Below are 16465 nucleotides of genomic sequence, written 5' to 3'. Positions count from 1 at the left end.
TCCTGCGGACCGCCCCGGAATGACGGCGGTAGTGGTGGACCGCCCTACTTCGCCTTTTCCAGCTTCGTCACCGTGTACCCCGACGCCGCCTCCTCGGCTTCGAAGGTCACCTTGTCGCCGACCTTCACCTGCTTGAGCATGCCGGGATCCTTGACGCGGTAGACCATGGTCATGGGCTCGTCCATGCCGAGGTTTTTCGCAGGGCCATGCTTGAGCGTGATCTTGCCGGCGCCTTCGTCGATTTTCTTGACCTCACCGCTGATGGAAGCGGCTTGCGCCAGCGCGCTGATGGTCAGGCCCAGCGCCAGCGCAAGCGCTGCGGCGGTGGTGCGGATGATTGGCTTCATTGATGCCTCCATTGTCTTCATTTCACGGTGACGTGGCCGACCATGCCGTAATCGCGATGGTCGGGGATCAGGCACGAAAATTCGAAGGTGCCTGGTTTGGTGAACTTCCAGACGATCTCGGCCGTCTTGTTCGGCGCGAGCCGCACGCCGTTGGGATCGTCGTGCTCCATGTGCGGGTGTTTCTTCATCACCTCGGCATGGGCGAGATTTTCCTTAGGTGTGGCGAGCAGGAATTCGTGGTCTTCCCTGCCGACATTGCGCAGCACGAAGCGGATCTGCTCGCCGCGTTTCACGTCGATCTTGGACGGCTCGTAGGACATCTCGCTCATCGCGATCGCGATGGTGCGCGCCGGCTTGCTGGGATCGCCGGGCTCGCCGGCCGAGAAGCCGTGATGGCCGTGCCCCTCATGCGCACGGGCGGGCGCGATTGAAAGCGTGGCCAGCGCCAGGACGATGCCGATTGTTCTTGTCATTGTGGTCTCCGGTTGGTGGTTGATCGAAACGCGTGGGTTACATCTTCATCTTCGGCATCGGCGCTGCGGGTTGCCGTGCGGGCTCCGCCGCGGGCGAGGCGACTTCATAGGCGACGGTGCCTTGCGGGAATTGATAGGGGCCGGGATCGCGGTAATCGTCGCGCGCGAGGCCCTCGCGGATCTTCATCACCGTGAACATGCCGCCCATCTCGATCGGGCCGAACTGGCCGGAGCCGGTCATCATCGGCAGCGTGTTGTCGGGCGAGGGCATCTCCATGTTGCCCATCGCCATGCCGGTAGAACCCATTGCCATGCTGTCGGGCGCGAGCTTGCCGACCGCCTTGGCGAGATCCTTCCGCGACACGCCGATGAGGGTGCGCACCTCGTGTCCCATTGCATTCATGGTGTGGTGCGATTTGTGGCAGTGAAACGCCCAGTCGCCGGGATTGTCGGCGACCACGTCGAACACGCGCACGGCCCCGACCGGGACATCGGTGGTCGTCTCGGGAATCTGCGCCGTCTCGGGAATCCAGCCGCCGTCCGTGCAGGTCACAGAAAAGCTGTGGCCGTGCAGATGGATCGGATGGTTGGTCATGCTGAGATTGCCGATGCGCACGCGCACCTTGTCGCCGAGCCGCACCGGCAGCGGATCAATCCCGGGAAACACCCGCGAATTCCAGGTCCACATGTTGAAATCGGTCATCTCGTTGACCTGCGGCAGATAGCTGCCGGGATCGACGCGATAGGTGCTCATCACGAAGACGAAGTCGCGATCGACGGGCCGGAAGTTCGGATCGCGCGGATGCACGACGACCATGCCCATCATGCCCATCGCCATCTGCACCATCTCGTCGGAATGCGGGTGATACATGAAGGTCCCGCTCTTCCTCATCTCGAACTCGTAGACGAAGGTTTTGCCGGGCTCGATATGCGGCTGATTCAGTCCCCCGACGCCATCCATACCGCTCGGCACGATCATGCCGTGCCAGTGCACGGTGGTGTATTCGGGCAGTTTGTTGGTGACGAAGATGCGGACCTTGTCGCCCTCGACCGCTTCGATCGTCGGCCCCGGCGACTGGCCATTGTAGCCCCACAAATTCACCTTCATGCCCTCGGCGAACTCGCGCACCACGGGCTCGGCGACGAGATGGAATTCCTTCCAGTCGCCGTTCATGCGGAACGGCAGCGACCAGCCGTTCAGGGTGACCACGGGCCGGTAGTCCGGGCCGCTGACCGGGTGCAGCGGCGGCTGCATCACCACCTTGTCCATGGTCGGCGCTTCCGGAATCGATGCGGCCTGGACGCGGCCGCCGATGGCCGACGCGCCGGCAAGGGCAGCGCTGCCGAGAAATCCTCTGCGGGAAAACATGCTGGCCTCCATCTCAGTGGCCGCCGTCGGCAGATGCTGCCGCGGCGATGGTGGTCGAAGTGTCGCCGCCGGACGCAGGCGCGCCGCCGCCATTGACGGCCGTTTGCAGGTCGGACTGGGCGAGGAAGAATCTTTGTCTGGCATCGATGGCCCCGCGCAGCGATGCCAGGCGCTGTCGTGCCTCGGTCAGCAGTGCGAAGATGTCGACCTGCATGCTGGAGAAGCGCAGCTGCATCTCCTCGGTGATGATTTTTCGCAAGGGTAGAATCTCGCGCTGGAAGTGGCTGGCGATGTCGTACGTGGACCGATAGGTGCGATAGGCATCGCGCGCCTCCGAGCGAACGTTCACGGCACGCTCGGTCAGGCGGTTGAAGGCGAGATTGTAGGTCTCCGCCGCCTGCCGCACGCGCACCTCGCCGCCGTCGAAGATCGGGATCTGGAATTGAACGTCGAAGCCGCGTTCGCGGAACGGTGCGCCCTCCGGATCCTGGGTGCGGCGGGAGATGCCGGCGAGATCGAGCAGCGTGACGAAGCGGGTTGCCTCGGTCAGGTTCAACGAATTCGCCAGCGCGGTCAGTTCGAGCCGCGCGATCTGCAAATCGATGCGATGGGCGACTGCATCGGCCTCGATCGATGGCAAGGCCTGCGGCCGTCGTGGCAGCGGCGGCAATGCGTTGGGCAGACGGAAGTCGAGGCCGTCGTCCCACAGCCCCATCAGGCGTGCAAGTCGTTCGCGCGTGCTGGTCGCGGCCTGTCGCGCGGAGGCGAGATCGGCGGTGGTCTCGGCGTAGAATACCTGTTCGCGGGCCTGGTCGAGCTTGTTGATCGAGCCCGTTTCGCCGAGCTTGACGGCGAGCTGGGCCGTCGATTCCGCCGTAGCCTTCGCATCCGTCAGCAGCGCCACGAGTTCGTTGCAGGTGACCGCGCGGATATAGGCGCGCCGCACGTCGGCGGCGAGCCGCAACGTTGCCAATGCCGCGCGCAATTGCGCCTGGCGAAAGCGATCCCGCGCGATCTCGGATCGGAACGGCAGTGTTGCGAGGGCGAGGATGTCGCCGACAACCTGGCGTTCGATCTCGTTCGCGCCATCGCCTGAGATGCGCGAGATCGAAAACACCGGATTGGGCGGCAAGCTTTGCTCGACCAGCTCGGTCTCGGCCAGCGCCAGCTCGTTATAGGCGGCTTGCAGCCCCTTGTTGTTGAGCAGCGCGACCTGCACGGCGGTCTCGATGGTCAGCGGGCGCGCCAGCAGCCGGCGGACGGTCGCATCGACGGCCTCGGCGCCTTCGGCTGATCGGACGAAGGCGACGTCCTTATTGATGGTCTGGCTGGTGAGGTCCGAGACCGTCGTCATGCCGCCGTCCGGCGAGAACGCCATGCAGCCGGCAAGACTTATTGATGAGAGTCCGAACGGGGTGAGCATGCGCAAGCCCCGCGCGAGACGATGTGCCATGACGCGTCCCTACCGGTCTTGCTTCGGTTGCGGCGTTACGGCGTCGTTGCGTTGCCGCCATGGTGCAGGTGTCGCAGGCCGCAGGGTGGTATAAGGCGCGATGGTCGAGCGGTAGCCGACGCGTGCCACCTTCGCCGCCGGATCGGCGGGGTCCGCACTGGCCACGTGCGTGGTGGCTGGCATGCAGCCGGACAGCGCCAGCGTAACCACGGCCAGCAGCGGCCAATTCAATGGAAAGAGTCGCCCACCCACCGCAGCTGCGGCGGCAGACTTCGCCCCGAAAAGCGCAAGCATGATTCATCCCTGATCTGAAAACCACAGGTTCGCGCGCGCAAACGCGCGCTCGGACCGAGTCGTTGCGTCAGATCAGGCGATGGGGGGACGGTAGTGCTGGGGCGGCGCCGTGCTGTGCAGGCTGGCCACGATCTCCGGCGCGCAGGTCGACGTCGGCTGGACCGGTGTGGCAACGCCGGGCAGATCGGCTGGCAGCGCGCTGATGCACATCATCGCGCAGCATGGGCCCACCGTTCCCTTGCCGTCATGGTGATGCGGAGCGGGTGCATCCTTGGCCGCAATTAGGTGATGCGCGTGGGCTCCCGCATGTTCATGCGAGGAATCCCCATGCATATGGCTCGCCATCTGAACCGGCACGAGGTCGGTGAGGAGCGCGTCATCGAGGCATGGCGCGGGACCGGTACCCAAAGCGAGGCTTGCCGCCGGCGCGAGCACGCAGAACAAATAGGCGAGAGCGATGATCCGCCCCACCTTCATTCGCACCGATCGCGTCAACCGCAGCAACATCCGCCGATAGGCTCCTCGCGCGGCAATGTTGCACACGCTGATTGCAAACTAACGGCAAAAGACGATTTCGCCAAGCTCCTTCTTACCGCAGCGCACCGCGCATGCCCAATATATCGCCACGTTGCTTGACCGTGTGGCGATCCGCGGGCCATGGTCCGGCCCGTGCACGCGCCAAATCATCCCGAACAAAGACCAGACTCCTTCAGCCCTGATTCCCGTCAGGCCTGGATACGGCTCGTCGTTGCGCTGCTGATCGGCTCGATCGGCAGCGTCGGCATGTGGGCCGTGGTCGTCGTGATTCCCGTCGTGCAGGCCGAATTCGCCGCAACGCGCGGCGCAGTGTCGCTGGCTTTCACGCTGATGATGTTCGGCTTCGGGCTCGGCGGCGTCATCGCCGGCAAGATCACGGACCGGTTCGGCATCGTGCCGGCGATGGCGATCAGCATCGCCTTTCTCGGCGTCGCAAATACGCTCGCGGGACTCTCGACCCAGCTCTGGCAGTTCGTTGCGGCGTATTTCCTGATCGGGCTCGGCACGTCGGCGACTTTCGCGCCGCTGATGGCCGAGGCCTCGCACTGGTTCGAGCGCTATCGCGGCCTCGCCGTGACCATCGTCGCGAGCGGCAATTACGTCGCCGGCACGATATGGCCACCGCTGGTCAATGCGGGCATGGAGACGATCGGCTGGCGCTACACGCATGTCGCCATTGCCTTGATCTGCGCGACCTTGATGACGACGCTGGTGCTGGTCTTGCGCGCGCGGATCGGCGACGACAAAGTCCGCAATCACGCCAACGCGCCGCCGCCGCGCGTCGATCTGAAACTCTCAACCAACACGCTGACGGCGCTGCTCTCGATCGCCAGCATCTCCTGCTGCGTCGCCATGGCGATGCCGCAGGTGCATATCGTCGCCTATTGCGGCGATCTCGGTTACGGCGTGGCGCGGGGCGCCGAGATGCTCTCCCTGATGATGGCCTGCGGCATCGTCAGCCGCATTGGCTCGGGCTACCTCGCCGACAAGATCGGCGGCATCCGTACGCTGTTGCTCGGATCGCTGGCGCAAGGCTTTGCGCTGATGTTCTATCTGTTCTTCGACAGCCTCACTTCGCTCTATCTGATCTCCGCGATGTTTGGCCTGTTTCAGGGCGGCATCGTGCCGAGCTATGCCATCATCGTGCGCGAGGCGATGCCCGCGAGCGAAGCCGCAACTCGCGTCGGCATCGTGATCTTCGCCTCCGTGTTCGGCATGTCCTTCGGCGGCTGGGTGTCCGGCATCATCTTCGATGCCACCGGCTCCTACGCCGCGGCGTTCGCCAACGGCGTGGCATGGAATGCCCTCAATGTCGGCATCGTCTTGACGCTGCTGATCCGCTCGCGGATGAATTCAGTCAGGTCAGGACCGACCCTCGCGACTTAAACCGCCTGTCCGGCCTTCAGCAGTGAGCAGCCGGTGATCTTGTAGCTGCCGTCAGCCTGCTGCTCGAGCGTGTAGAGCGCTTCCCAGGCTTCGCCATTGGCATCGATGATGTGAACGCGCTGGGCAACCGAGCCGCCGTCGGTCTTGACGTCGCCGAACTCAAAACTCTTGTGGCGGTAGACCGGCGCGTAGCCGTTCTGCACCATCGACATGAAGATGTCGGGGGCGGGGAAGATCTGCTTGATCGCCGGCGCGGCATAGGAATAGGCGGCCGCCGCGTCGTCATGGACGAAGGCCTGCTCCTGGGCGCGGATCACGCCTTGCGCCGCCGAGACATCGTCAGCGCGCGCGGCAAAGGGGCTGAAGACAATAGCGAGGGCGACGACCAAGGCTGCGATGCGCATGACAGGCTCCGCGTTGATATGCCGGCGATGCTGATCCTAGCATGACCATTGGCAAATACGGGCGAACTATCGTCTCCGTTTCACCGCCGCCTTCGCCGGCTTGACTGTGCGCGCTTTGGCCTTTGCGGCAGGCCGCACGCGCAGTCCGTCGACAAACACGTCGAGCATCCGCAGCACCGAGGATTGCCAGCCGGGCTGGTCGTGCATGTAGCACATGCCGAAGAACGCGCGCAGCAAATCCTCGGGACTGATGTCGGCGCGCATCGCGCCGGCCGCGGCTGCGCGATCAAGCAGCGAGGCGATCGCCTTGGTCAGGCGCTCAAAGGAGAAGGCATGCAGTTCGGATCCGCTCTGCACGGCGAGTGCCAGGGCTGCCACCATGCCTTTCTTGGTGGCGACGAATTCGACACCTGAGCGCAGCCAGCGCCTGAGCGCGTCGACCGGATCCTTGGCGTTCTTCAGCTGTTCGGCGAGCTCGCTGAGCTGCTCGACCTCGCGCCGGTACACCGCCTCGAACAGATCCTCACGCGTCGGGAAATGCCGGTAGAGCGTGCCGATGCCGACGCCCGCGCGCTTGGCCACGGCCTCGAGGCTTGCTTCGGGGCCGCCGGCGCTGAACACGACCTTGGCCGCCTCGAGCACACGCTCGCGGTTGCGCACGGCATCGGCGCGGGGCTTTCGGGTCTGGTCGGTATGGTCGTCCATATCAGGCAATGTAGATCACGAATTGGTTAGGTTGAACCCCGAGCCTGCTGCATGGCGTTGTCAGTGCACGGCCTTTTTGACGAATTCCAATATTTTCCGAGGGGCCCTTGTTAAACGGAGGGTGCCTCCGTATCTTCGCGGGGTGTCGGCTCGGAACATGTCCGCGCTGGCGCGATATCGACAGCGGTCACGGCGGTGACGCGCTGCGCGATGACTCATGTCCATATCTGATCGGAGCCCTGTATGAACCACTCCATCAGCCTCACCGTGAACGGTGCACGGCGCGATTTCGTCCTCGACGATCCCCGCGTCACGCTGCTCGATCTCCTGCGTGAGCGCCTCCATCTCACCGGAACCAAGAAAGGGTGCGACCGCGGCCAGTGCGGCGCTTGCACCATCCTCGTCGACGGCAAGCGCATCAATTCCTGCCTCGCGCTCGCCATCAGCCATGACGGCGCCGATATCCTCACCATCGAAGGTCTCGCTCGCGGCGACCGGCTTCACCCCGTCCAGGCCGCTTTCATCGCCCATGACGGATTCCAGTGCGGCTTCTGCACGCCCGGTCAGATCATGAGCGCCATCGGCATGATGCAGGAGGCGCAGGCCGGCAATGACCCCGAACGCATTCGTGAGTGCATGAGCGGCAATCTCTGCCGTTGCGGTGCCTATGCCGGCATCGTCGATGCCGTGCTCGAGGCGCAGGCCGGTGCCGACGAAACCAACCAGAGGCGCTCCGCATGAAACAGTTCGATTACGTCAGGCCCGCCACGGTCACTGAAGCCGTCGCCGCCGCCGCCCAGCCGGGCGCAGTCTATCTTGCCGCCGGCACCAATCTGCTCGATTTGATGAAGGGCAATGTCACCCGCCCAGATCGGCTGGTCGACGTCACCCATCTCGATGGGCTCGATGGAATCGAGCGCCTCGCGGATGGATCGTTGCGGATCGGTGCGCTCGTCAGCAATGCCGATCTTGCGCATGATGGGGAGTTCGTGAAGGCCTATCCGGCCGTCGCGGAAGCGCTGCTCTCCGGCGCGTCGGCGCAATTGCGCAACGCTGCGACTGTGGGCGGCAACCTCCTGCAGAGAACCCGCTGCGCGTATTTCTATGACACCGCCAGCCGCTGCAACAAGCGCGCGGCCGGCTCGGGCTGCGACGCCCGCGACGGCGAGAACCGGTCCCATGCCGTGCTTGGCTGGAGCGACCGCTGTATCGCGACGCACCCCTCTGATTTCTGCGTGCCGCTGCTCGCGCTCGACGCCATCGTCGAGATCGAAGGCAAGAACGGTCGTCGCGAGATCGCGCTCGACGAATTGCACCGCCTGCCGGGCAATACGCCGGAGAATGAATCCGCGCTCGAGCCGGGCGACCTCATCGTCGCAGTGCGCCTGCCACCCGCCGCGCGTGGCTTCGCCGCGCATGCGCGCTATCTCAAGGTCCGCGAGCGGGCGTCCTACGCGTTCGCGATCGTCTCGGCCGCCGCGGCGCTGCGGATCGAGAACGGCAAAATTGCGGAGGCACGGCTTGCGCTCGGCGGCGTCGCCGCAAAGCCGTGGCGTGCCCGGGCTGCGGAAGATGTTCTCAAAGGCGTCGCGCCCAGCGCAGATGCCTTCCAGGAAGCCGCCTGGCGCGCGCTCACCGACGCAAAGCCGTCCGGCGCCAACGCCTACAAGATCGAGCTGGCGCGCCGCATCGTCGTGCGCGCGCTGACCCTTGCCGCAGCCGGGACGCCCGCGCGCATCCCCGCGCTGCCGGCCTCCCCCTTTGCTTCGACCTCTGGAGCCATTCATGCCTGAGCTCAATCTCACCAGCGCTCCTGCCCATCTCCGCCACGGCTCCAGCATCGGCCAGCCGCTGACCCGCCGCGATGGCGTGCTCAAGGTCAAGGGCCAGGCGACCTACGCCGCCGACAATCATCCGCCCGGCATGCTGTTCGCGGTGATGGCCGTGTCCAGCATCGCGCACGGCCGTGTGAGTTCGCTCGATGTCGCCGCTGCCAAGCGTCATCCCGGCGTGGTCGATGTCATGACGCCGGATCACAAGCCTGAGCTTGCGATCGATCCTGAAATCAAGACCAATCCGTTCGTGTTCCGGATGGAGGTGCTGCAGAGCAACGAGGTCCGCTACGCCAACCAGCCCATCGCCGTCGTGATCGCCGAGACGCTCGAGGCCGCGACGGAAGGTGCGGTGCTGCTAGCGCCGCGTTACGAAACGCTGCCACCGCTCGTCGGCCTCGATGCCGGCAAAAGCTACGTGCCACCGGTCGTCGGTGTCGGCAACCCCTCGGAGATTCATCGCGGCGACGTTGCGGCAGGCCTTGCTGCCGCCGACAAGCAGATCGATGCGACTTACGAGACGCCGGCGCAATATCACAACGCCATGGAGCCGCATGCGATCGTGGCTGACTGGAACGGCGACCATCTTCAGATCGACATGCCAACTCAGGGGCTCATGCTGTCGCTTGGCCGCGTCGCCGAGCTGGTCGGCCTTGCGCCCGACAAGATACACATCCGCAGCCCCTTCCTCGGTGGTGGATTCGGCTCGAAGGGCCTGATGGCTGGTCCCCCGGTGCTCGGCATCATGGCGGCCAAGCTGGTCGGAAGGCCGGTCAAGCTGGTGCTGCGCCGTGAGCAGATGTATGGCCCGGTCGGCCATCGTGCGCCGACGCGTCAGCGCTTGCGCATCGGCGCCGACGCCGAAGGGCGCCTGACTGCGCTCGATCATCACGCGCGGACCGTGTCGAGCACGTTCGACGATTTCTACGAGCCGGCTGCCGATGCCTCGCATACGCTCTATGCGGCGCCCGCCATCCGCACCTCGCATGACGCCGTGCGCGTCAACACCGGCACGCCGCTGTTCATGCGCGCGCCGGGCGAGGCGACCGGTTCGATTGCGTTGGAAAGCGCGATCGACGAGATGGCCTGGGCCTGCGGCATGGACCCGCTCGCCTTCCGCCTGAAGAACTATGCGGAGGTCGAGCCGATCACCGGAAAGCCGTTTTCCTCGAAAGCGCTGCGTGCCTGCTACGATCAGGGCGCGGCGCGTTTCGGCTGGGCGAAGCGCACGCTGCAGCCGCGACAGATGCGTGACGATGCCGGACTGCTGGTCGGCTGGGGAATGGGCACCGCGACGTTCCCCGCGCTGATGTTCCAGGCTGAAGCGCGTGCGGCGATCCGTCGTGACGGCACTGGCGCGATGGAGATCGGCGCGCATGACATGGGGCAGGGCGCCTGGACGGCGCTGGCCCAGATCGCGGCCGATGCCGTCGGCCTCGATATCGACCGCGTCACGTTCAAGGCCGGCACGTCCGATCTGCCCGATGCCGGCATTGCCGGCGGCTCGGCGCATACGGCGACGGCGGGGGCTGCGATCCACAGCGCCGGCGCGGCCGTCATCGCCAAGCTTGCCGATCTGGCCACCAATGACGAGCGTTCGCCGCTGTACGGTGCCGGCAATACCGGCGTGATTGCGCGCGATGGCCGCCTGATCCGGCGTGACGACGAGGGCCGCAGCGAGAGCTACACCGAGATCCTCGCGCGCGCCGGTATCGCCGAGGTCGAGGCGCGCGGCACTGGCGCACCGAACCCGGCGGCGATGGAGGAATATGCCATGCACGCCCATGGCGCGGTGTTCGCCGAGGTGAAGGTCGATCCCGAGCTCGGCCAGATCCGCGTCACCCGCATGGTCGGCGCCTTCGCGGCGGGGCGTATCGTCAATCCGCATCTGGTCAGGAGCCAGCTGTTCGGCGGCATGATCTGGGGCATGTCCTTCGCGCTGCACGAGGAGGCCATCACCGACCGCCGCACAGGCCGCATTATGAATGCCGATCTCGGCGAGTACCACATTCCGGTGAATGCCGACGTGCCGCCGCTCGATGTGATCACCGTCGAGGAGCACGATCCGCATGTGAATGCGCTCGGCATCAAGGGTGTCGGCGAGATCGGCATCACCGGCAGCGCCGGCGCCGTCGCCAACGCCGTCTGGCATGCGACCGGCGTGCGGGTGCGCCGCTTCCCGATCAGGATCGAGGAGCTGCTGACGGGGCGCTGAGCGCGCGCGGCGGGAGCTTCTTTCCGCCGCCGCTTTAGCGGATTCCGGGGAGGCGGTCGATATCGGGCGAGGGCTGCGCCGGGAACAGCCGTGCGGTCGAGGAAATATCGAGCCTTCGCTTGCACTTGGCTTCGTCGGCATTCCCGGCGATGCCGTTGTCGGTGTAGCGCTTCTTGGCGAAGTCGTCGTCGAGTCGGTTGACAATCAGCGTCGCGTGGTCGCGTTCGAGTGTATCCGGATTTCTGCCCTGCTCTTTCGAGGTGAACACAGCATTCTTGACGCTGCCTCTCATCTCGTAGTCGCAGCCGGCTTTCCAGTCGCCCTGCTCCCATTTCCAGCCATTGGCTTCGAGCCCGCCGTCCTTGTCGATGATGATCTCGATAATGGCATTGTAGGCGAGCCAGGTGCCTGCAAGGCCATCGCGCTTTTCGTCAAAACCTTCGAGCAGCGCGATCCGCTCGCGCTGCAGGCCGCTGAGATGATCGCGCGCATTGACCGTGTAGTGCATCTCCGAGGTCCGCTTCTCCCAGCCCGGGTGCAGGAACTCCGGGAATTGATCGGCCTGCGAGCGCACCCAGTGGCGTTGGTCCTCCGTCAAAGCGTGTCGCGTTGTCTCGTCGAGCCGAGGCAAAAGCGCCTTCCAGGCGCGGTTCAAGCGCTGATCGTTTTCGGCGAGCTCCGGATCGGCGCAGATCTCCTCGTCGGTCGCGGTCTCCGGATGCGCGCAATCGAAAGTCGGCTTGACGAATGTGGTGTCGGCCTTGTCAATCGCGTCGGATTTGCCGCTGGCAAAATAAGTGCCCGTGATCTGTCCAAGGCTCTCGCAGCCCGAATCGTCGAAGCCGTCCCATTGCTCGTCCGTCGCAACGAGAACGAGGCGGAGCGTGTCGCCCTGGCGGCGCAGCTTGATTGAGAGCGGCTCGGTTGGCTTGTTCTGTGGGGCGCCCGCATCGGTTGATTGCGCCGGCCTGGCGCGGTCGACCGCGCCGGACAGCCAACCGTTGCCGCTCGGCTTGACGGTCGCTCCTAGCTTGCATTGCCAATGCTTGTCGCTGCCGTAATTGCTGCTCAACTCGGCTGTTACGCGGTAGGCCCCGTTGTCGCCCACTGTAATGCCGACAGCGCCAAACGTGTTGGTCCATTTGCCGTTCAGCCCAGCGCGCCCGAAGCCGGCCGCGATCCCGTTCAGGACCGGGACGCGCTGGCGCAGTGTCGCGGCGAAATTCCTGCGGATTTCGGCCTCGTCCACCTCCTGCACGGTGGTGGCAGCTTCCTCGATCATCTCGTTGAACCAGACCTGATCGCGCTTGAGCAGGGGCCGGACATTGGCCGGCGCCTTTCCGACCGCCGCCGCAAACGATGCGTCGACCGCGGCGACGAGCTTGTCGTAGCCGTGAGCCTTGCAAAACTTGCTTGCGCCGCCCTCGATCTTGCTGCCGTCGGAGTTTTTCGTGCAGAACGTCATCGCCAGCGGTCCGCTGCTGCTGGCACGCATGAAATCGTCCATCGCATCGGCGGGGGCGGGGCTGAGCAACGCGGCTGCAAGCAGCGCGAGGCGGACAGGCCTGGACATGGTCGGCTCTTGGGCGGCTCTTGGTCGAAGCAGGTTCGGATCTCTCCTTGGTCGCCGCTTGCGTCCGTCCGGTTCAGGACCGCATGACGTCGCGTCCGCCCCGGTGGCCGGATCAGTTCATCATCCGGCGGAGTGCCTTGATCTGCTCTCGCTGCTCTTCGATGTATTTCTCGATGGCCGCCCGCAGCTCGCGTGAATGGAGCTTTCTTGTATCGCGCTGAACGTCGTCGAGCGCAGCTTCTGCATTGGCGAGGGTGGTCTTCATCGTGCGCTCCGTTACGAAGCGGCCCCGGAGTGCCTAGGAGTCCGGGGCCATAACCTCAACACCTTTGCGCGAGGCTGCTCGGCTACATCTCGTAATATATAGGAGGCCGGCCCGCAGAAATTGAGCTGGCTCAACTACCGTAAGATGCCGGTGCTCCGTATGATTGCGGATGTCGCGATCGCCCTTCAGAACGTCGGCGGCGTGCAGGCCGAAATCACCTCGCACGGCTTGCCGCCGACGCAGCGGAAGCGGTGCGGACGGCGGCTTTCGAAATAGTAGGCATCGCCGGGATTGAGGATGCGCCGCTCGTCCTCGACGGTGACTTCGAGCTTGCCTGAGATCACGATGCCGCCTTCCTCGCCGTCATGGACGAGGTGCACGCGTCCGGTGTCGCTGCCGGGCTCGTAGCACTCCTTCAGGATTTGCAGGCTGCGGCCGAACAGATTGTCGCCGACCTGCCGATACGAGATCGGCTTCTTGCCGACTTCGGTGAGCTCCTCGGCGCGGTAAAAGATCTTGCGCCTGGACTCCGGTTCCAGCGCGAAGAACGCGGCAAGCCCCATCGGGATGCCGTCGAGGATGCGCTTGAGCGCCCCGACCGACGGGTTCATCTGGTTGGATTCGATCAGCGAGATGGTCGAATTGGTGACGCCCGCGCGCTTTGCCAGCGCGCGCTGCGACAGCTTGTGGCGCGCCCGGATGAATCGCAGCCGTCCACCGATGTCGACGCTCATGCCTCTGGCCCTGTTTCAGGTGTTGCGGATCGCGCAAATATGGACCGGGTGCCCCAAGGAAATCAATGGCTTGCAGATCACCAGAAAAGGACTTGTTGCGCTATCGAAGCCGTGGCTCTGCTATGCCGTCAGCAAAGGAGCGTGGCCCGTGACCCTTCATCAGATTCCGAACACTATCAAGACCGACTCGTTCTGGATGCCGTTCACGGCCAACCGTCAGTTCAAGAAGGCGCCGCGGCTGTTCTCCTCGGCCGAGGGCATGCACTACACCACCGTCGACGGCCGCAAGGTGATCGACGGCTCCGCCGGCCTCTGGTGCGTCAATGCCGGCCATGGCCGCAAGCAGATCGCCGCTGCGGTCGAGCGGCAGCTGATGACGCTGGACTTCGCGCCGACGTTCCAGATGGGCCATCCGCTGGCGTTCGACTTCGCCGAGCGCCTTGCCGAGATCGCGCCTGATGGCCTCGACCGCGTCTTCTTCACCAACTCCGGCTCTGAATCGGTCGACACTGCGCTGAAGATCGCGCTCGCCTATCATCGCGCCACCGGCCAGTCGAGCCGCACCCGTCTCATCGGCCGCGAGCGCGGCTATCATGGCGTCGGCTTCGGTGGCATGTCGGTCGGCGGCATGGTCGCCAACCGCCGCGCCTTCGCCACGCATCTGCCGGGCGTCGACCATATCCGCCACACCCATGATCTGTCCCGCAACGCCTTCGCCAAGGATCAGCCCGAGCACGGCGCCGAGCTCGCCGATGATCTCGAGCGCCTCGTCGGCCTGCATGGCGCCGAGACCATCGCCGCCGTCATCGTCGAGCCGGTGCCGGGCTCGACTGCGGTGCTGCCGCCGCCGAAGGGCTATCTGCAGCGCCTGCGTCAGATCTGCGACAAGCATGGCATCCTCCTGATCTTCGACGAGGTCATCACCGGCTTCGGCCGCCTCGGCACGCCGTTCGCAGCCAATTTCTTCGGCGTCACGCCGGACCTGATGACGACGGCCAAGGGCATCACCAACGGCACCATTCCCTGCGGCGCGGTGTTCGCCAGCCGCAAGGTGCATGACGGGCTGATGGTCGGCCCCGAGAATCAGATGGAGCTGTTCCACGGTTACACTTATTCGGCGCACCCGACCGCCTGCGCGGCCGGCATCGCCACGCTCGACATCTACAAGGACGAAGGCCTGCTGACGCGCGGAGCGTCGATGGCCGAATACTGGCGCGATGCGCTGCATCAGCTCAAGGGTCTGCCGAACGTCGTCGATATCAGAAATTGCGGCCTGATGGGCGCGGTCGAGCTGGCACCGCGTGACGGCGTCGTCGGCGCACGCGGCTACGACGTCATGGTCGACTGCTTCAACACCGGCCTTTACCTGCGCATGAGCGGCGACAGCTTCGCGATGTCGCCTCCGCTCATCGTCGAGAAGAGCCACATCGACCAGATCGTCTCGATCCTCGGCGACGCCATCAAGAAGGTGGCCTGATAATTGCTCTTACAGCGGCGAGCGTGATGCCGCGGGAGTTTGACCAAGCGTGAAAGTTCTGATCCTCGGCAGCGGTGTCATCGGTGTCACCTCTGCCTACTACCTCGCCCGTGCCGGCCACGAGGTGACGGTCGTCGACCGTCAGCCTGAGCCCGCGCTTGAGACCTCGTTTGCCAATGCCGGCGAAGTGTCGCCCGGCTACTCCTCGCCATGGGCAGGCCCCGGCGTGCCGGTGAAGGCGGTCAAGTGGCTTCTGATGAAGCACGGCCCGCTGGTGATCCGGCCGAAGCTCGATCCGGTCATGTGGGTCTGGCTGCTCAAGATGCTGCGCAACTGCACCAGCGCACGCTACGCGGTCAACAAGAGCCGGATGATCCCGATCGCGGAATACAGCCGCGATAGCCTGCGCGACCTGCGCCGCGACATCGGCATTCAATATGACGAGCGTTCAAAGGGAACGCTGCAGCTGTTCCGTTACCAGGCCCAGCTCGAGGGCACCGGCGAGGACGTCGCCGTGCTCAAGCAATACGGCGTGCCTTACGAAACGCTGAGCCGCGAAGGCTGCATCGCGGTCGAGCCGGCGCTTGCGGGTGTGAAGGAGAAATTCGTCGGCGGCCTTCGCCTGCCGCAGGACGAGACCGGCGACTGCCACATGTTCACGCAGGCGCTGGCCAAGCAGGCCCAGGCGCTCGGCGTGCGCTTCCTGTTCAACACCGGCATCGACCGCATCGTCACCGACGGCGCGCGTGTCAGCGGTGTCGCGACCAGCGCCGGCCTTTTGCAGGCCGACAGCTATGTTCTCGCGCTCGGCAGCTATTCGTCGCGCATGGCAGCGCCGCTCGGGATTTCACTGCCGGTCTATCCGGTGAAGGGCTACTCGATCACGGTGCCGATCAAGGACGCCTCCGGCGCGCCGGAATCGACCGTGATGGACGAGAGCTACAAGGTCGCGATCACCCGCCTCGGCAACCGCATCCGCGTCGGCGGCACCGCCGAGATCTCGGGTTTCTCGACCAAGCTCTACGGCGCCCGTCGCGCCACGCTCGATCACTCCCTGAGCGATCTGTTCCCGCGCGGCGGCGATCTCTCCAAGGCGACGTTCTGGAGCGGCCTGCGTCCAATGACGCCGGACGGCCCGCCGGTCATCGGCCCGACCAAGTATGCCAACCTCCACCTCAACACCGGCCATGGCACGCTTGGCTGGACCATGTCCTGCGGCTCCGGCCGCGTGCTCGCGGACATGCTCTCGGGCAAGAAGCCGGACGTGGATGTGAGCGCGCTGACGGTGGATCGGTATCAGCATAGGTTCGGGTGATTGCTGCGTCATTCCGGGGCGATGCGAAGCATCGAGCCGGGAATCTCGAGATTCCGGGTTCGCCTCTTCGAGGCGCCCCGGAATGA

At 65.0% G+C, this 16465-nt stretch carries 17 protein-coding genes; 6 read left to right on the top strand and 11 right to left on the bottom strand.

Features of this window, described 5'->3' with window-relative positions; all coding sequences use genetic code 11:
- Nucleotides 1–44 precede the first annotated feature (44 nt).
- The 6 genes from ACNJX9_RS32585 to ACNJX9_RS32560 form a co-directional block, all read right to left on the bottom strand.
- The gene (locus ACNJX9_RS32585) at nucleotides 45–347 is read right to left on the bottom strand and encodes a copper-binding protein (protein WP_439406114.1); all 303 of its coding nucleotides are present in this window, start codon (nucleotides 345–347) and stop codon (nucleotides 45–47) included.
- Nucleotides 348–364: 17 nt separating this feature from the next.
- Nucleotides 365–820: a cupredoxin domain-containing protein gene (locus ACNJX9_RS32580; RefSeq protein ID WP_439406113.1), complete on the bottom strand. Its 456-nt coding sequence runs from the start codon at nucleotides 818–820 to the stop codon at nucleotides 365–367.
- A gap of 37 nt (nucleotides 821–857) precedes the next feature.
- On the bottom strand, nucleotides 858–2189 hold the full coding sequence (locus ACNJX9_RS32575; RefSeq protein ID WP_439406111.1) for a multicopper oxidase family protein: 1332 nt from the start codon (nucleotides 2187–2189) through the stop codon (nucleotides 858–860).
- Between the two features lie 13 nt (nucleotides 2190–2202).
- Nucleotides 2203–3642 (bottom strand): TolC family protein, encoded by a 1440-nt coding sequence (locus ACNJX9_RS32570; RefSeq protein ID WP_439406109.1) that lies wholly within the window; start codon nucleotides 3640–3642, stop codon nucleotides 2203–2205.
- A 9-nt stretch (nucleotides 3643–3651) separates the two neighbouring features.
- Entirely contained in the window at nucleotides 3652–3936 is a 285-nt protein-coding gene (locus ACNJX9_RS32565) for a hypothetical protein (RefSeq protein ID WP_439406107.1), read from the bottom strand.
- Between the two features lie 72 nt (nucleotides 3937–4008).
- On the bottom strand, nucleotides 4009–4443 hold the full coding sequence (locus ACNJX9_RS32560; protein ID WP_439406105.1) for a hypothetical protein: 435 nt from the start codon (nucleotides 4441–4443) through the stop codon (nucleotides 4009–4011).
- 150 nt (nucleotides 4444–4593) lie between these two features.
- On the opposite strand from ACNJX9_RS32560, the gene ACNJX9_RS32555 reads away from it, so the two are divergent.
- Nucleotides 4594–5859, top strand: a complete 1266-nt coding sequence (locus tag ACNJX9_RS32555; RefSeq protein WP_439406104.1) for an MFS transporter — start codon at nucleotides 4594–4596, stop codon at nucleotides 5857–5859.
- On the opposite strand, the gene ACNJX9_RS32550 is transcribed toward ACNJX9_RS32555, so the two are convergent.
- Both ACNJX9_RS32550 and ACNJX9_RS32545 read right to left on the bottom strand, forming a co-directional pair.
- The gene (locus tag ACNJX9_RS32550; RefSeq protein WP_057747934.1) at nucleotides 5856–6263 is read right to left on the bottom strand and encodes a DUF4864 domain-containing protein; all 408 of its coding nucleotides are present in this window, start codon (nucleotides 6261–6263) and stop codon (nucleotides 5856–5858) included. The genes ACNJX9_RS32555 and ACNJX9_RS32550 overlap by 4 nt on opposite strands.
- Nucleotides 6264–6329: 66 nt before the next feature.
- On the bottom strand, nucleotides 6330–6968 hold the full coding sequence (locus tag ACNJX9_RS32545; RefSeq protein ID WP_439406102.1) for a TetR/AcrR family transcriptional regulator: 639 nt from the start codon (nucleotides 6966–6968) through the stop codon (nucleotides 6330–6332).
- Between the two features lie 243 nt (nucleotides 6969–7211).
- Here ACNJX9_RS32545 and ACNJX9_RS32540 point away from each other — a divergent pair, with 243 nt between their 5' ends.
- From ACNJX9_RS32540 to ACNJX9_RS32530, 3 genes are read left to right on the top strand one after another with little or no spacing between them, the layout of a single operon-like run.
- On the top strand, nucleotides 7212–7709 hold the full coding sequence (locus ACNJX9_RS32540; RefSeq protein ID WP_057747928.1) for a (2Fe-2S)-binding protein: 498 nt from the start codon (nucleotides 7212–7214) through the stop codon (nucleotides 7707–7709).
- Nucleotides 7706–8761 carry an FAD binding domain-containing protein gene (locus tag ACNJX9_RS32535; protein ID WP_057747925.1) on the top strand — a complete coding sequence of 352 codons (1056 nt, stop codon included), beginning with the start codon at nucleotides 7706–7708 and terminating at the stop codon, nucleotides 8759–8761. The genes ACNJX9_RS32540 and ACNJX9_RS32535 overlap by 4 nt, the downstream gene beginning before the upstream one ends.
- Nucleotides 8754–11015 carry a xanthine dehydrogenase family protein molybdopterin-binding subunit gene (locus ACNJX9_RS32530; RefSeq protein ID WP_439406101.1) on the top strand — a complete coding sequence of 754 codons (2262 nt, stop codon included), beginning with the start codon at nucleotides 8754–8756 and terminating at the stop codon, nucleotides 11013–11015. Before ACNJX9_RS32535 ends, ACNJX9_RS32530 begins: the two co-directional genes overlap by 8 nt.
- 34 nt (nucleotides 11016–11049) lie before the next feature.
- Here ACNJX9_RS32530 and ACNJX9_RS32525 read toward each other — a convergent pair whose 3' ends face one another.
- The 3 genes from ACNJX9_RS32525 to ACNJX9_RS32515 all read right to left on the bottom strand — a co-directional run bounded on the left by ACNJX9_RS32525 (nucleotide 11050) and on the right by ACNJX9_RS32515 (nucleotide 13587).
- Complete coding sequence (locus ACNJX9_RS32525; protein WP_439406099.1) at nucleotides 11050–12588, bottom strand: lysozyme inhibitor LprI family protein; 1539 nt, start codon at nucleotides 12586–12588, stop codon at nucleotides 11050–11052.
- A gap of 112 nt (nucleotides 12589–12700) precedes the next feature.
- The gene (locus tag ACNJX9_RS32520) at nucleotides 12701–12853 is read right to left on the bottom strand and encodes a hypothetical protein (protein ID WP_167353982.1); all 153 of its coding nucleotides are present in this window, start codon (nucleotides 12851–12853) and stop codon (nucleotides 12701–12703) included.
- 185 nt (nucleotides 12854–13038) lie between these two features.
- The gene (locus ACNJX9_RS32515) at nucleotides 13039–13587 is read right to left on the bottom strand and encodes a cupin domain-containing protein (protein WP_057747912.1); all 549 of its coding nucleotides are present in this window, start codon (nucleotides 13585–13587) and stop codon (nucleotides 13039–13041) included.
- A gap of 148 nt (nucleotides 13588–13735) precedes the next feature.
- On the opposite strand from ACNJX9_RS32515, the gene ACNJX9_RS32510 reads away from it, so the two are divergent.
- Together ACNJX9_RS32510 and ACNJX9_RS32505 are read left to right on the top strand one after the other, a co-directional pair.
- Complete coding sequence (locus tag ACNJX9_RS32510) at nucleotides 13736–15064, top strand: aspartate aminotransferase family protein (protein ID WP_057748086.1); 1329 nt, start codon at nucleotides 13736–13738, stop codon at nucleotides 15062–15064.
- Between the two features lie 49 nt (nucleotides 15065–15113).
- Nucleotides 15114–16379: a D-amino acid dehydrogenase gene (locus ACNJX9_RS32505; RefSeq protein WP_439406098.1), complete on the top strand. Its 1266-nt coding sequence runs from the start codon at nucleotides 15114–15116 to the stop codon at nucleotides 16377–16379.
- Nucleotides 16380–16465: the final 86 nt, after the last annotated feature.

The sequence above is a fragment of the Bradyrhizobium sp. BLXBL-03 genome, assembly GCF_051853015.1.
In the GTDB taxonomy this organism is placed as follows: Bacteria; Pseudomonadota; Alphaproteobacteria; order Rhizobiales; family Xanthobacteraceae; genus Bradyrhizobium; species Bradyrhizobium manausense.
The sequence above is the reverse complement of the archived record's forward strand: the minus strand, read 5'-3'. Positions and strand labels throughout refer to the sequence as shown.

Bases quoted from the DNA above. Each gene is read 5' to 3' on its own strand.
- ACNJX9_RS32535 (WP_057747925.1), top strand. From the start codon at position 7,706: ATGAAACAGTTCGATTACGTCAGGCCCGCCACGGTCACTGAAGCCGTC.
- ACNJX9_RS32520 (WP_167353982.1), bottom strand. From the start codon at position 12,853: ATGAAGACCACCCTCGCCAATGCAGAAGCTGCGCTCGACGACGTTCAG.
- ACNJX9_RS32540 (WP_057747928.1), top strand. From the start codon at position 7,212: ATGAACCACTCCATCAGCCTCACCGTGAACGGTGCACGGCGCGATTTC.
- ACNJX9_RS32565 (WP_439406107.1), bottom strand. From the start codon at position 3,936: ATGCTTGCGCTTTTCGGGGCGAAGTCTGCCGCCGCAGCTGCGGTGGGT.
- ACNJX9_RS32550 (WP_057747934.1), bottom strand. From the start codon at position 6,263: ATGCGCATCGCAGCCTTGGTCGTCGCCCTCGCTATTGTCTTCAGCCCC.
- ACNJX9_RS32580 (WP_439406113.1), bottom strand. From the start codon at position 820: ATGACAAGAACAATCGGCATCGTCCTGGCGCTGGCCACGCTTTCAATC.
- ACNJX9_RS32570 (WP_439406109.1), bottom strand. From the start codon at position 3,642: ATGGCACATCGTCTCGCGCGGGGCTTGCGCATGCTCACCCCGTTCGGA.
- ACNJX9_RS32575 (WP_439406111.1), bottom strand. From the start codon at position 2,189: ATGTTTTCCCGCAGAGGATTTCTCGGCAGCGCTGCCCTTGCCGGCGCG.
- ACNJX9_RS32530 (WP_439406101.1), top strand. From the start codon at position 8,754: ATGCCTGAGCTCAATCTCACCAGCGCTCCTGCCCATCTCCGCCACGGC.
- ACNJX9_RS32525 (WP_439406099.1), bottom strand. From the start codon at position 12,588: ATGTCCAGGCCTGTCCGCCTCGCGCTGCTTGCAGCCGCGTTGCTCAGC.
- ACNJX9_RS32585 (WP_439406114.1), bottom strand. From the start codon at position 347: ATGAAGCCAATCATCCGCACCACCGCCGCAGCGCTTGCGCTGGCGCTG.
- ACNJX9_RS32545 (WP_439406102.1), bottom strand. From the start codon at position 6,968: ATGGACGACCATACCGACCAGACCCGAAAGCCCCGCGCCGATGCCGTG.
- ACNJX9_RS32560 (WP_439406105.1), bottom strand. From the start codon at position 4,443: ATGTTGCTGCGGTTGACGCGATCGGTGCGAATGAAGGTGGGGCGGATC.
- ACNJX9_RS32515 (WP_057747912.1), bottom strand. From the start codon at position 13,587: ATGAGCGTCGACATCGGTGGACGGCTGCGATTCATCCGGGCGCGCCAC.
- ACNJX9_RS32555 (WP_439406104.1), top strand. From the start codon at position 4,594: ATGGTCCGGCCCGTGCACGCGCCAAATCATCCCGAACAAAGACCAGAC.